Source organism: Rhizobium laguerreae, assembly GCF_002008165.1.
Taxonomy (GTDB): Bacteria; Pseudomonadota; Alphaproteobacteria; order Rhizobiales; family Rhizobiaceae; genus Rhizobium; species Rhizobium laguerreae.
In genome coordinates, this window is sequence record NZ_MRDM01000010.1 from 411,926 (window position 1) to 425,255 (window position 13,330).

Sequence of the window (13,330 nt, forward strand, 5' to 3'; positions counted from 1 at the left end):
ATCGAAATCTTGTTCTAGGGCCTTTCCTGGTCAGATTGCTGCAATTTGACCAGGAAAGGCCCTAGGAGATTTCCCGCCCGCGCAGGCGGCTGTTCAGGAGGTTGCGGATGCGCATGGCGATGGTCGCGCTCACCTCCTTGCGGCTGGTCTCGGCGCGGTAATCTACCGCCTCGCCGAAGGAAACCTCGGCGTCGATGGCGCCGCAGCGCACGATGTCAATGAGATGCGGCAGCAGCTCGATATCACCCGGCCAGGCGGCGAGCGGCCGATGATAGCGCCCCATGGCGATGCCGTGCACCCTGGTATAGGCGACAGCCACCGGCTGCACCACGACCGTTCCCGTCGGTGAATAAGGCACAGCCATCGCGGCGGCGCCGAACAGCGACGACTTGACCTCCAGCAGCCGGTTCCCATCCGAGGTCGTGCCTTCGGGAAAGAGTACGACGATCTCGCCGTCGGCCATGCGTCCGGCGATCTCGTTTGCCTGGTGGCCGGTCTTGCGCCGCTCCTCGCGCACGACGAAGACGCTCTTCTGCAGCTTGGCGAGCGTGCCGAAGATCGGCCAGTCGCTCACCTCGATCTTGGCAATGAAGGCGACGTCGGCAACGGCCGACAACACCATGATATCAAGCCAGGAGGAATGGTTGGAACAGAGCATCAGCGGCCGGCGGTCTTCCAGCCTGCCCGTGACGCGGACACGGATGCCGAGACAATAGCAGACGATCCGGTGCCAGACGCGTGGAAGCCGGCGCCGCAGCCGCCAGTCGAACCGCAGCGCCACCAACTGCAGCGGCATGAGCACGATACTGACGGCAAGGATGACGACGGCGGCGAAGGCGATGCGCAGCCAGGCGATCAAATGCTGGTCTCCCGGGCGGCCATTGCTTCAGAGATCTTCTTTCTTCAGCGGGACGCCGTAGAGTTCCAGCCGGTGGTCGACCAGCCGGAAGCCGTGCTCGCGGGCGATGCGCTCCTGCAGCGCCTCGATCTCCGGCGAGCGGAATTCGATGACCGTGCCGGTCTTCAGGTCGATCAGATGGTCGTGGTGTTCTTCCGGCACCGTTTCGTAGCGCGAGCGCCCGTCGCGGAAGTCGTGGCGGGCGATAATGCCGGCATCCTCGAACAGTTTCACGGTGCGATAGACGGTCGAGATCGAGATCTTCGCATCGACTTTCACCGAGCGGCGGTAGAGTTCTTCGACGTCGGGATGGTCTTCCGAGTCTTCCAGGATGCGCGCGATCACGCGGCGCTGCTCGGTCATGCGCATGCCGCGTTCGGTGCAAAGCTCCTCAAGGGTCTTGGCTACATCAGTCATCGCCGGCCTATAGAGATATTCGTGTTTCGACAACGCCGCTGGGGCATTTGCGCCGGCCTGCATGTTATCTCGCTGCCAGGGAACTACCGAAGAACGCGCTTCATGACAAGCGCCGTGGAGAGGGCGCCGTTTTCTTGTCTGTAGTAACCCTGACGTTCGCCGACCTTTTCGAAGCCGAGCTTGCGGTAGAGGCCAAGCGCTGCCGTATTGCCGTTGTCGACCTCGAGAAACATGCTCTCGCCGCCGCGCGACCGCGCTTCCCGCATCGCCGCTTGCATCAGCCGCCAGCCAAGTCCGGCACGGGCGACCTTCGCCTGCACGGCAATCGTCAGGATCTCCGCCTCGCCGGCGACATGTCGGGCGAGAATGAACCCCGGAAGCGGCTTTTTCAGGAAGGCATTGGTCTGGCGCGCGACGAAGCCGAAGACGGTATCCTGCATCAGTAGCCCGTGAAATTCACCGTCGCCCCAGGGCCGGGCGAACCGCTCGCCGTGCAGGGCGGCAACATCGCGGCAATCCTCGCGCTCCATGGCGATGATCTCGAATTCCGGTTTCAGCGTCAGATAGCTTTCCAGCATCGTCATACTCGTCGCGCAATCGCGTACCCGGCCTGCGGCTTGGCATCGGGTCCGCGCAGATAAAGGGGCTTCGGCTTTCCGGCATCGGGGGAGGCGGCAGCGCCCAGGCGCGCCACGACGGAGATTGGATACCTGTTGGTGTGATCGCCGAAGGTGTCGGCCTTGAGGAGCGGCGTCGCCGAACCGGTAATCTCGCCGTCGAAACCGGCGGCAAAAACCTGCGCTTCCGCAACGCTGACTGCCTGTGGCGTGTCGAGGGGCGAACCGTCGGCCGCGAAGGACTGGAGGTAGATTTCGTCCCGCTTGGCATCCATCGCCGCCAGCACGGCGCGATGAGGCGTCTTGTCGCGCTGGGCTGATGCCATAACTTGGAGTGTGGTGACGCCGACTGCCGGCACATTGAGGGAAAGCGCAAAACCGCGGGCTGCGGCAACGCCGACGCGGATACCGGTAAAGGAGCCGGGACCGATGGTGACGGCAAGTCGGTCGATATGAGAAAGGGCCAGTCCCGCCTGATCGAGTGCGCGATCGACGATACCAATCAGATGTTCAGCATGCCCCTTGCCGATCATGTCCGATGCCTCCCCCAGCACCGTATCCCTGCCGCTGTCATAGACGGCGGCAGCGCAGTCCACACCTGCCGTGTCGAGCGCCAGAATGATCATGCCATCAATTTCCGAATAAACCAGTGTCGCCTATCGATAAATCCGTTCGGCCGAACCTGAGATGAACGGCTGGACGAATTCAGGATTTTTAAGCGGCAATCACTTCCTGCACTTCCGGAACGAAATGGCGCAGCAGGTTCTGGACGCCGTGCTTCAGCGTTGCCGTCGACGACGGGCAGCCGGCGCACGAACCCTTCATGTTCAGATAGACCTTGCCATCCTTGAAGCCGCGGAAGGTGATGTCGCCGCCATCCTGGGCAACGGCCGGGCGTACGCGGGTCTCCAGAAGCTCCTTGATGGTCAGCACGATCGACTCATCGCCTTCGTCGAAGAATTCATCGCCGGCATCGGCGTCTTCGGAAAGGATGGAGGCATCGCCCATGACCGGCTTGCCGGACATGAAGTGCTCCATGATCGAGCCTAATATAGCCGGCTTAAGATGCTGCCAGTCGGCATTGTCCTTGGAGACGGAAATGAAATCATAGCCGAAATAGACGCCGGTGACGCCGGATATCTCGAACAGGCGGGCAGCGAGCGGCGAAGCTTGAGCTTCTTCGGCGCTGCGGAACTCGGCCGTGCCGTTTTCCATCACCACCTTGCCCGGCAGGAACTTCTGCGTGGCGGGGTTCGGCGTGGCTTCGGTCTGAATGAACATCTGATTCTCCATGCGGCCGGCCCGTGGTCTCGGCCGTCTTTAGAATTCTTCAAAAGAAGATAAGCCGATTGATGGCTCTAATCAAGAGACTTGTACTCAAGAAATGCCAGAACAGGATGATTTTAGGCCCGTTAGCATAAAATCTGAATCCTGTTCTACATTATATAGTTAGAGCATGATGTCGTCCGAAAACCGCTCATACTTTTCGGCATCATGCTCTAGCAAAGGGCATCGATTTCCTCGTTGGTCAGCGTATCCGGCAGCACGGTGACCGGGATCGGAAACGCCGCCGCGCGACCGGCAACCGAGGAAACCAGCGGCCCTGGACCTTCCTTCGCCGAACCGGCGGCCAGAACCAGGATCGCTACATCGCGGTCTTCCTCGATCACGGCGTTGATCTGTTCGGCAGCGCCGCCCTCGCGGATGACGACCTCGGGCTCGATGCCGATGGTCTCGCGCACGATCTGGGCGATCTTGGCAACCACCGCCTCGGCCTCCTCACGCGCTTCGGCCCGCATGATCTCTTCGACGCCGAGCCATTGCTGGAAATCCCCGTCGGGGATCACATAGAGCAGCACCAGCCCGCCATTGGAATTCTTCGCGCGCCGGCCGGCATAATGAACGGCGCGTTGGCATTCGGGTGTACCGTCGATCACTGCCATGAATTTGCGGCGGTGACCTTCGAGCCGTGAGAGTCGCTTCGATACCATGGCGCGGACTCTGACACCCGAAGCGGAAAATATGCAAGTCCAGTTTTTTCCGTGATGCCCCAGAAGAAATCCTCTTCTACCGCGACAGGGAGAAGAGGAGATCTATCTCAATAGAGGAAGCCGATGATGTCGCGCACCTGGCGCATGGTCACCTCGGCGCGTGCCCTTGCGCGTTCGCCGCCCTTGCGCAGGATCGCGTCGATATGGCTGGTATCATCCATCAGCCGGCGCATTTCGCCGGTGATCGGCGCGAGCACGTTGATTGCCAGCTCGACCAGCGCCGGCTTGAAGATGGAGAATTGCTGACCGCCGAATTCGGCGAGCACGTCTGCCTTCGACTTATCGGCGAGTGCGGCATAGATCGCCACCAGATTGTCGGCTTCCGGACGGCCCTGCAGCCCGTCGATCTCGCTCGGCAAACCGTCCGGATCGGTCTTGGCCTTGCGGATCTTCTTCGAGATCGCGTCCTCGTCGTCCATCAGGTTGATGCGCGAGAGATCGGAGGGGTCCGACTTCGACATTTTCTTGGTGCCGTCGCGCAGCGACATGACGCGCGGCGCCGGCCCGCCGATCAACGGCTCGACCATCGGGAAATAGGCATGCACCGGCTCGTTGCCGACGGTGATGTCGACGCCGTAGCCGGTCCTGCTGATATGCTCGGCATAGTCGAGGTTGAACTTCATCGCGATGTCGCGGGCAAGCTCCAGATGCTGCTTCTGGTCCTCACCAACAGGCACATGGGTGGCGCGATAGACGAGAATGTCGGCGGCCATCAGGCTCGGATAGGCGTAGAGCCCGAGCGAGGCCTGCTCGCGGTCCTTGCCGGCCTTGTCCTTGAACTGCGTCATCCGGTTCATCCAACCGATGCGGGCGACGCAGTTGAAGATCCAGGCGAGTTCGGCATGCTGCGGCACGGCCGACTGATTGAAGACGATATGTTTTTCCGGATCGATGCCGGCGGCGATGAAGGCGGCGGCGATCGAGCGCGTCTGGCTCGGCATGTCCTCATGCACGAGCTGGGCGGTGAGCGCATGCATGTCGACGACGCAGTAGATGCAGTCATTGCCTTCCTGCAGCGCCACGAACCGGCGGATCGCGCCGAGATAATTGCCGAGATGCAGATTGCCGGTCGGCTGCACGCCGGAGAATACGAGTTTCTTGAATTCGTTCATGTCGTCCTCAATAGGCTGGTGGAGGGCCCACGCTGTCACAGTTTAAATTGCTGCAGAATGCAGCAGGGCTTTTCGCCATGTTGTTAACGCCGCGGCTTATGCACGGGCAACCGGTCGCAATCAAGGGGTTCAGGCGGCAGTGTGCTGGATCAGATCGAAAGTGTTGCCGTAGGGATCCGCAAACACCGCCACCGTGCCGTAAACCTCATGACGCGGCTCTTCCAGAAAGCGCACGCCGACTGCCAGCATCGCGGCATGGTCGCGGGCGAAATCGTCGGTCTTCAGAAAGAAGCCGACACGGCCGCCGGTCTGATTGCCAATGGCCGCGCGCTGCGTCTCGTCTGCCGCCTGCGCCAGCAGAAAGGCGGCTCCATCCCCACCCCTTGGCTTCACCACCACCCAGCGCTTGCCCTCCGGCTGTAGCTCGTCCTGCAGGCAGTCGAAACCGAGACCATCGCAGTAAAAAGCCTTGGCGCGGTCGTAATCGTCGACCACGAGGGTGACGAGAAAAAGAGACTGGATCGTCATGTGCTGCCTCGCGTTTGAGATGTTTATTCCAGTTGTGAGCGGCAATTCCCCGGCTTTTAAGCCGAATTGATCAGCCGCCTTACTCATAATTGAGTATAAAATTTCACAAAAAAGCTTTTTTTGAACCGAAAATCCTGCGCCTGGTGCCGGCGCCGTTGGGGTCGCTGGGATAGCCGATCGGAGCGACCATGCAGAACGCAATTTTGCTCGCCATGGCAGGCCTTTTCGCCCTACAATCAGCAACGGCTGCCGTCGGTCAAGACATGAAAAGGCATGCCATTCATCTTCCAAAACCTCAGGCACGTCTCGCCTACACGGTCCAGACCGTCAGCGTTCGTGCCAGCTGTTTTCCAGGGCGCCTGCGAGCGATCCTGTCGCATATCGCCGCGAAGACCGGGCGACGCCCGGTGATAACCTCTGGCCACAGGCCGCATCCCCGCCGCCATGGCTCCCTGCATGGAAAATGCCTGGCGGCCGATTTCAGGATGCCCGGCCTGTCGGAGCGCACGATCATTGCTGCCGCAAGAAGCGCGCCGGGCATCGGCGGCATCGGCAGCTATTGCAACGGCATCATTCATGTCGACGTCGGACCGCAGCGACGATGGGTGGATTGCTGAAGAATCATGCGGTCCGCCTTTTCCCATTCCGGTTTAAGGATCGCCGATTCAGGGGCGGCGAAAAGACCTGCCGCGACCAACTCTATTGGCCGCTCCGTGGCGTCACCGCCACCCGCAAGAGGCGCATGAATAGTTTTGTATCGTCATCGAGGCTGGAACCATTCCATTGCGCGTGTTTGATCCCATCCATTGCAGCCATCATGATATTGGCCAGTTGATGAGGCGAGGCCTGCAGTGGTTCGAGATCGATTTCCGTGGCTTCCGCAGCGGCATTCAGCGTCTGTGTCAGCATAGTCAATAGCCGTGTCCGCGCGTCGAGCGTGATATCCGCAGCCAAGGCCATATTGGCGGCAAACAGTTCTTCTGCATCGGAACTGCCGCCAAAAGGGGCGATTAACTCCCGCTGAAACACTGCTATGGCCATTTCCATGCGGTCAAACGCGTTCCCCTGTCCTGCCAGAGCCGCTCCCACCTCATCCAATGCGCGAGTATGCGCCCGCATCGAGCCGGCTCGGAAAAGCTCTTCCTTGCTGTTGAAACTCAGATAGAGCGATGCTCGCGAAATACCTGCGGCGCGCGCAATGTCGGCCATGGACGTCTTGCGAAAGCCGAAACGCACGAACACCGGCAGGGCGGCATCCAGGATTTGGGCGATTTTTCGATCAGTCTGCGTCATTTGGACAGACTGGCATTTTGTGACCATTCTGTCAAAAGACGAGTAGACAAATAATGTATACCTGTCTAAGTCGATGAAGGCGCATCGGTGCGCAGTCAGGAGATACCCATGAGTATCACGTCAGATAATTCTAATGGCGCCAACGTACTGGTGACCGGCATTGGCGGATTTCTCGCAGGCCACATTGCCTTGCAGTTGCTCAAGCAGGGGTATCGGGTCAGAGGAAGCCTGCGCAGCATCGGTACAAGCGCTGCGACGGTCGGTCTGCTTGGAGCGCACACTGACGGGCAACTGCAAAACCTCAGTCTGGTGCAGGCCGATCTTGATAGCGATGGCGGTTGGGCTGCGGCTGTCGAAGGATGCGACTATGTCATTCACACCGCATCGCCTTTCCCTCCGGGATATCCTGAAAATGAGAATGCACTGATCCAGACAGCCCGCGATGGTGCGTTGCGCGTGCTTCGCGAGGCGCATCGGGCACGGGTCAAACGTGTGGTTCTGACATCCTCTGTAGCTGCCACCAACCATGGCGACGGGCGGGCGCCCTTTACCGAAGAGAATTGGACCGACCCGGAAAGCCCGCGGGCGACGCCCTATTACAAATCCAAGACGCTGACTGAGCGGGCCGCCTGGGCCTTTGCTCATGAAGTCGGGCTCGATCTGGCCGTGATCAATCCAAGCACGATCCTCGGGCCGTTGCTCGGGCCGAATTTCGGGACGTCTGTTGGATTGATCCACCATTTGATGACGGGACGATTCAACGGTATCCCGCGCTTTGGCTTCTCCGTCGTGGATGTGCGCGATACCGCCGATGCCCATATTCGAGCGATGACCAATCCTGCTGCCAGCCGCCAACGGTTCATCATCGGTGGACGGTTTTTCTGGCTCAAGGACCTTGTGGCCATTCTTGCCCATTCCTTTCCCGACCATGCCTCCCGCCTGCCGTCAGGCGAAGTCTCTGACGAGATCGTCAGGGTCATGGCGCAATCCGACCCAGATGCACGAACCATTGTTCATGAGCTCAATCGCGACCTCAGTGTCAGTGCAGCAAAAGCCCACCGCGTCCTCGGGTGGCGCTCACGTCCAGATGAGCAATGCATCCGCGCCAGCGCCCAAAGCCTCATCGACTTGGGATTGGTGCCGACCTCGAATGGAGAACCGGCAACGCGACGGCCAGTGACTGCATCATAGCCGCCGCCTATGCCGAGAGAATTAACCGATCCTTGGAACAGGATGATTTCAGGCCGGTCGATCTTAGATAGAATCCTGTTATAAATCAAATTGTTAGAGCACGATGTCGTCCGAAAGCCGCCGAGGCTTTCGGCATCATGCTCCGGCTTCAATTGGAGAACGGACATGACAATCCCGACCGTCGACGCATCCCCATTGGCCAGAGAGGCCAACCTTCTTCGCGAAACGGAGCGCGCGAGGCTGCGTGCCCTGATCAACGCCGATATGGTTCGGGCACGACAGCTTCACGCTCCGGACTTCCAGCTGATAACGCCAATCGGTGCCGCGCTTTCAAAGGAAGAATATCTAGGTGCGATCGCCTCCGGGCAGATCAAATACCTGACCTGGCAGCCCGCTGACATTGCCGTGCGGCTTTATGACGGTGTCGCCGTTCTTCGGTATCGCGCTCAGCTGGAGGTCGTCTTCGGCGGCCACAAAGTCGCCCTCAACGACTACTGGCACACCGACACTTATGAGCGGCATGACGAACGATGGATGGTTGTCTGGTCGCAAGCCACAGCCATCAAGTAGCCAGAGTCACGGTGGTACGACTGGCCTCACCCGTCCTTTGCCGGCGCCGGCTTGCGGTTCAGATTGCGTCGGATCATGCCGAGATTTGCCCCGCCGACCAGGAAAGCGGCGGCGAAATAAATCAGCATGGCGATTGCAATCAGCAGCCCGAGGGTGCCGACCTTGGTGAGGAGCGGCGCGCCGGAGGCGAGCCAGGGTGCAAAGTACTGCTTGAGGAGGACGATGGCCGCCCCCATGACGGCCGCAGCGACGATCAGCAGGGCGGTGCGCTTTGCCAGCGCCCATTCCCATGTCAGGTGGCCACGGCGCAAAAGCGTGGCAAACAGCAGCACGGTGCTGATCCAGCCGGCCGTGGCTTCGGCAACGGCGATGCCGGGCGCGCCCATATAGGGAAAGAGGGTGAGCGCCGTAGCGCAATTGGTCGCGACCGCGATGGCCGAAAAACGCATCGGCGTCTTGGTATCCTCGCGGGCATAGAAGCCGGGCTGCAGCGCTTTGATCAGCACGAAGGCCGGCAGGCCGATGCCGTAAATCGCCAGGATCGAGCCGACGACGGCGGTGTTTTCCTGATGAAAGGCGCCGCGCTCATAGAGCACGCGGATGATCTCGTCGGAGAGGATCCAGAGCGCGAAAGCGGCGGGGATCGTCAGGAACAGCACGAATTCGATCGAGCGGTTCTGCAGGTTTCCGGCCTCGCGCAGGTTGCCGCCCTTCAGCGCCCGGGCAAGTTCGGGTAAAAGCACCACGCCGACGGCGACGCCGACGACGCCGAGCGGCAGCTGATAGATGCGATCGGCATATTGCAGCGCTGCGATCGCGCCGTCGCGGGACGAAGCAATCGCCTGGCCGATCAGCTGGTTGATCTGGGTGATGCCGCCGGTCACCGCCGCCGGCACCGCCAAGATCAGCAGCCGCTTGACATTCGCAGTCATCTTCGGGAAGCGGAAGCCGATGCTCATGCCGGCTGCAAGCACGCCGACATAGACGACGGCGAGCTGCAGGACGCCGGCGGCAAGAACGCCCCAGGAGAGGTACCACGCCGTCGCCAGCGGATCGGCGCCGGTATAGAGCGCATAAAGCAGCGCTCCGATCATCACCACGTTGAGGAAGACGGGCGCGATGGCGGCGGCGAAGAAATGATGCAGCGAATTCAGCATGCCGCTCATCATCGCCGTCAGCGACATGCACATCAGATAGGGAAACATCACCGCCGCCATGCGGATCGTGATCGAGAATTTTTCGGGATCGTCGGCAAAGCCCGGCGCGATGACGAAGCGCACCAAGAGCGGCATGGCAAGCTCCATCACGATGGTGATGAGGAGCAGCACCGAAAACAGCACGCCGAACACTTCTTCGGAAAAGCGCTTGGCGCCATCCGTGCCGTTCGCCTCGATCTCCTTGGCAAAGAGCGGCACGAAGGCGGCGTTGAAGGCGCCCTCGGCAAACAGCCGGCGGAAGAGATTCGGAAAGCGGAAGGCGGCGTAAAAGACATCGGCCATCGGTCCGGTGCCGAGCGCCGCAGCCATCAGCGTTTCGCGGGCGAAGCCGAAGATGCGGCTGCCGAGGGTGGCGCCGCCGACGGTCGCGAATTTCTTGACCAGGCTCATCCGTTTGGGCTCATGCGTGGGGACTCATGCGTTCAAGATCATATGGGGGAACCGGCCTTCTTTTCGCTGGCAGGCGGGGTCCGGGCGGTGGCAGCGGGTGCGATGATGCCGGAGGGCATGCGCTCGCGCAGCTCGTCTTCTTCCTCGGCCATGACGGCCTTCATCCGGGCGGTGATGTTGGCGCGCTTGCTGTCGCCTGATATTTTCTGGCCGACCAGATCAGTGACGTAGAAGGTGTCGATCACCTTCTCGCCGAAGGTGGTGATGCGCGCCGACTGGATGTCGAGCGACAAATCGGAAAGGACGGCGGTGATCTCCGACAGCAGTCCCGGCCGGTCGAGGCATTCGACTTCGATGACCGTGAACTTGTTCGACAGGCTGTTGGTGATGTTGACCGAAGGCGGAATGACGAAGGCCTTGCTCTTCTTTCGGTTGCGCGCGCGTGTGGCGATGACCTCGGGCAGGCGCTTGCGGCCGGACAGCACGTCCTCGATCATCCGGCCGATCGTCGCGGCCCGGCGCAGCTCGTCGGCATCGTCGGTAAATTCGCGGCTGACATGAATCGTGTCGAGCGCCCGTCCGTCCGATGTCGTGAAGATCTGGGCGTCGACGATGTTGGCCCCGGCCGCGGCACAGGCGCCGGCAATGACCGCGAGCAGTCGCGGATGGTCGGGCGACAGCACGGTGATCTCGGTGATCGCGTGGAAACTGTCGGTGCGCACCGTCGTGGCGAGCGCCTGACCCGCTCTATCCGTCTGGCGGATGAAATGGGCATGGCGGATCTGGTCTTCCAGCGGCACGGAGAGCAGATAGGGCTGGTAGTGCAGCTTGGTATAGATGTTGCGGTCTTTCTGGCTCCAGTCCGCGAGTGCGGCCCGCAGCGCGTCGGCGGCGGCATTGGCCCGCTCCTTGCGGGAGACCTCCGAAAAGCCGCCAGCGAGCAGCAGCTCGGTCTCATAATAGAGCGTGCGCAGCAACTGACCCTTCCAGCCGTTCCACACACCCGGACCGACGGCGCGGATATCGCAGATCGTCAGGATCAAGAGCATCTTCAGCCGGTCGAGAGACTGCACGCGGTCGGCGAAATCGGTGATTGTCTTGCGGTCGGTGAGGTCGCGGGTCTGCGCCACCATCGACATGGTCAGATGTTCTTCGATCAGCCAGACGACGATTTCCGTTTGCTTCTGCGACAGGCCGAAGCGGGCGCAGAGCTTGCGGGCGACGCGGGCGCCGGCGATCGAATGATCCTCCTGGCGGCCCTTGGCAATGTCGTGGAGGAGAACGGCGAGATAAAGCGCCTCGCGGTCCTCGATGCCGGGCATCAGCTTGTTGGCGAGCGGATGCAGATCCTCCGCGCGCCCCTTGTCGATCTCGGAGAGAATGTCGACTGTGCGGATCAGATGTTCGTCGACCGTATAGTGGTGATACATATTGAATTGCATCATCGCGACGATCTTGCCGAATTCGGGGATGAAACGGCCGAGCACGCCGGCCTCGTTCATCCGGCGCAGGATGAGCGCCGGATCCCGCTTCGACGTCAGGATCGACAGGAACAGGCGGTTGGCCTCGTCGTTTTCGCGCAGGTCGTTGTCGATCAAAGCCAGAGAACGGGTGACGCGTTTCAGCGCGTCCGGGTGGAATTCCAGCCCGTTGATGTCGGCGACGTGGAAGAGCCGGATGATGTTGACGGGATCGCGCTTGAAGACTTCGGGGTCGGCCAGCGCGATGCGGCCGCGGTCTTCGACGAATTCGACGCTGCCGGCGATCTTGCGGTTGCGATGGGTGAAGCGGCTGATGACGCCGGTGAGGCCCGGGATCGACTTCGCCTGCTGGTCTTCGAGCGCAGCGCACAGGATGCGCGTGAGATCGCCGACATCCTTGGCGACGAGGAAATAGTGTTTCATGAAGCGCTCGACGGCCGAAAGTCCCGGGCGGGTGTGATAGCCGAAAGCTTCGGCTATCTCGCGCTGGATATCGAAGGACAGGCGCTCCTCGGCCTTGCCGGTCAGGAAGTGCATATGGCAGCGCACCGCCCAGAGAAAATCGTCGGCTTTCTCAAGCAGGCGGTATTCGTGCTTGGAGAGCACCCCGAGCTTGACCAACTCCGCCTGGTCCCGCACGTGATAATAATATTTCGAGATCCAGAACAGCGTGTGCAGGTCGCGAAGCCCGCCCTTGCCTTCCTTGACGTTCGGTTCGACGAGATAACGCGTATCGCCCGCCTTGCGGTGGCGCTCGTCGCGCTCGGCAAGCTTGGCGGCGATGAATTCCGGCCCGGTGCCGGTGACGATCTCCTTGTCGAACCGGGTCTCGAGCTCGGTCTCCAGCCGCTGCAGACCGCAGATGTAGCGCATTTCCAGGATGGCGGTGCGGATCGTCATGTCGGACTTGGAAAGCGCAATGCATTCCTCCACCGTGCGGGTGGCGTGACCGACCTTGAAGCCCATGTCCCAGAGCACGTAGAGCATGAATTCGACCGCCTTGTGCGTCTCTTCCGCCGGCCTCGGCAGGAAGAGGAACAGCAGGTCGATATCGGAGCCCGGCGCCAGCGTGTCGCGGCCGTAGCCGCCGACGGCGGTGACCGCGAACTTGTCCTTCTGCTGCGGAAAGATATGGGCGGTGGCGAAATTGTAGAGGACGGTGGTGATCTGATCCTGCAGCCAGGAAATCCGGTAGGCGCAATTGAGCCCGCCGCCATCGGCCATCAGTGCGGCGCGCGCCTTCTGCCGGCCTTCGATGCTCGCCTTCTTCAGCACCGCCAGAAGATCGGCGCGCAGGACGTCGGGCCGGTTGCGGTTGGCCTCGGCAACGGCATCACATTGCTTCTGCAAGAGCTCGACGTCGAGGATATTGGAGAAATCGAGGTCGCGCATCGCTGTCGCCGGGGCGGTTTCCTGTTCATGCCGGACTGCCGGTTCACGGCCTGCCGCTTGTTTCGTCTGCATGCGCTATAGCCCCTTTGCCCGGCGATTGACACGGGCCTTCATACTGCAAGAACCTTTAAATTTGGCGAAATGGTGTTGGTTCGCCGCAAGAGAGGCGAGGG

The 13,330-nt window shown here is 61.1% G+C and carries 14 protein-coding genes; 3 read left to right on the top strand and 11 right to left on the bottom strand.

Translation table 11 applies throughout. From position 1 onward, the window contains the following. Positions 1 to 61 precede the first annotated feature (61 nt). The 8 genes from olsA to BS630_RS10515 all read right to left on the bottom strand — a co-directional run bounded on the left by olsA (position 62) and on the right by BS630_RS10515 (position 5,623). A complete protein-coding gene (gene olsA / locus BS630_RS10480; RefSeq protein WP_077977363.1) occupies positions 62 to 859 on the bottom strand; it encodes a lyso-ornithine lipid O-acyltransferase in 798 nt (265 codons plus the stop codon). A gap of 27 nt (positions 860 to 886) precedes the next feature. Continuing rightward, positions 887 to 1,315, bottom strand: a complete 429-nt coding sequence (locus BS630_RS10485; RefSeq protein ID WP_003544875.1) for a Fur family transcriptional regulator — start codon at positions 1,313 to 1,315, stop codon at positions 887 to 889. A gap of 83 nt (positions 1,316 to 1,398) precedes the next feature. Next, positions 1,399 to 1,899, bottom strand: a complete 501-nt coding sequence (locus tag BS630_RS10490; RefSeq protein WP_017958702.1) for a GNAT family N-acetyltransferase — start codon at positions 1,897 to 1,899, stop codon at positions 1,399 to 1,401. Beyond that, positions 1,896 to 2,558 (bottom strand): tRNA (adenosine(37)-N6)-threonylcarbamoyltransferase complex dimerization subunit type 1 TsaB, encoded by a 663-nt coding sequence (gene tsaB / locus BS630_RS10495; RefSeq protein ID WP_077977364.1) that lies wholly within the window; start codon positions 2,556 to 2,558, stop codon positions 1,896 to 1,898. Before tsaB ends, BS630_RS10490 begins: the two co-directional genes overlap by 4 nt. Before the next feature lie 88 nt (positions 2,559 to 2,646). Beyond that, positions 2,647 to 3,213, bottom strand: coding sequence for a NifU family protein (locus BS630_RS10500; protein ID WP_017958704.1), 567 nt, complete (start codon positions 3,211 to 3,213; stop codon positions 2,647 to 2,649). Between the two features lie 218 nt (positions 3,214 to 3,431). Beyond that, positions 3,432 to 3,923 (bottom strand): universal stress protein, encoded by a 492-nt coding sequence (locus tag BS630_RS10505; RefSeq protein ID WP_003544884.1) that lies wholly within the window; start codon positions 3,921 to 3,923, stop codon positions 3,432 to 3,434. 107 nt (positions 3,924 to 4,030) lie between these two features. Further along, positions 4,031 to 5,095: a tryptophan--tRNA ligase gene (gene trpS / locus BS630_RS10510; RefSeq protein ID WP_077977365.1), complete on the bottom strand. Its 1,065-nt coding sequence runs from the start codon at positions 5,093 to 5,095 to the stop codon at positions 4,031 to 4,033. Between the two features lie 129 nt (positions 5,096 to 5,224). Then, positions 5,225 to 5,623 (bottom strand): VOC family protein, encoded by a 399-nt coding sequence (locus BS630_RS10515; RefSeq protein ID WP_025392899.1) that lies wholly within the window; start codon positions 5,621 to 5,623, stop codon positions 5,225 to 5,227. Between the two features lie 188 nt (positions 5,624 to 5,811). Between BS630_RS10515 and BS630_RS10520 the strand changes: the two genes are divergently transcribed. Further along, positions 5,812 to 6,240, top strand: coding sequence for a YcbK family protein (locus BS630_RS10520; RefSeq protein ID WP_025392900.1), 429 nt, complete (start codon positions 5,812 to 5,814; stop codon positions 6,238 to 6,240). Positions 6,241 to 6,322: 82 nt separating this feature from the next. On the opposite strand, the gene BS630_RS10525 is transcribed toward BS630_RS10520, so the two are convergent. Further along, complete coding sequence (locus BS630_RS10525; protein ID WP_221940754.1) at positions 6,323 to 6,916, bottom strand: TetR/AcrR family transcriptional regulator; 594 nt, start codon at positions 6,914 to 6,916, stop codon at positions 6,323 to 6,325. 87 nt (positions 6,917 to 7,003) lie between these two features. Here BS630_RS10525 and BS630_RS10530 point away from each other — a divergent pair, with 87 nt between their 5' ends. Together BS630_RS10530 and BS630_RS10535 are read left to right on the top strand one after the other, a co-directional pair. Then, complete coding sequence (locus BS630_RS10530; RefSeq protein WP_245310400.1) at positions 7,004 to 8,107, top strand: SDR family oxidoreductase; 1,104 nt, start codon at positions 7,004 to 7,006, stop codon at positions 8,105 to 8,107. Positions 8,108 to 8,272: 165 nt separating this feature from the next. Continuing rightward, positions 8,273 to 8,677 carry a nuclear transport factor 2 family protein gene (locus tag BS630_RS10535; protein ID WP_077977368.1) on the top strand — a complete coding sequence of 135 codons (405 nt, stop codon included), beginning with the start codon at positions 8,273 to 8,275 and terminating at the stop codon, positions 8,675 to 8,677. A 26-nt stretch (positions 8,678 to 8,703) separates the two neighbouring features. Here BS630_RS10535 and murJ read toward each other — a convergent pair whose 3' ends face one another. Together murJ and BS630_RS10545 are read right to left on the bottom strand one after the other, a co-directional pair. Beyond that, positions 8,704 to 10,284 (bottom strand): murein biosynthesis integral membrane protein MurJ, encoded by a 1,581-nt coding sequence (gene murJ / locus BS630_RS10540; protein ID WP_077977369.1) that lies wholly within the window; start codon positions 10,282 to 10,284, stop codon positions 8,704 to 8,706. A gap of 38 nt (positions 10,285 to 10,322) precedes the next feature. Further along, on the bottom strand, positions 10,323 to 13,229 hold the full coding sequence (locus BS630_RS10545; RefSeq protein WP_077977370.1) for a [protein-PII] uridylyltransferase: 2,907 nt from the start codon (positions 13,227 to 13,229) through the stop codon (positions 10,323 to 10,325). Positions 13,230 to 13,330 lie beyond the last annotated feature (101 nt).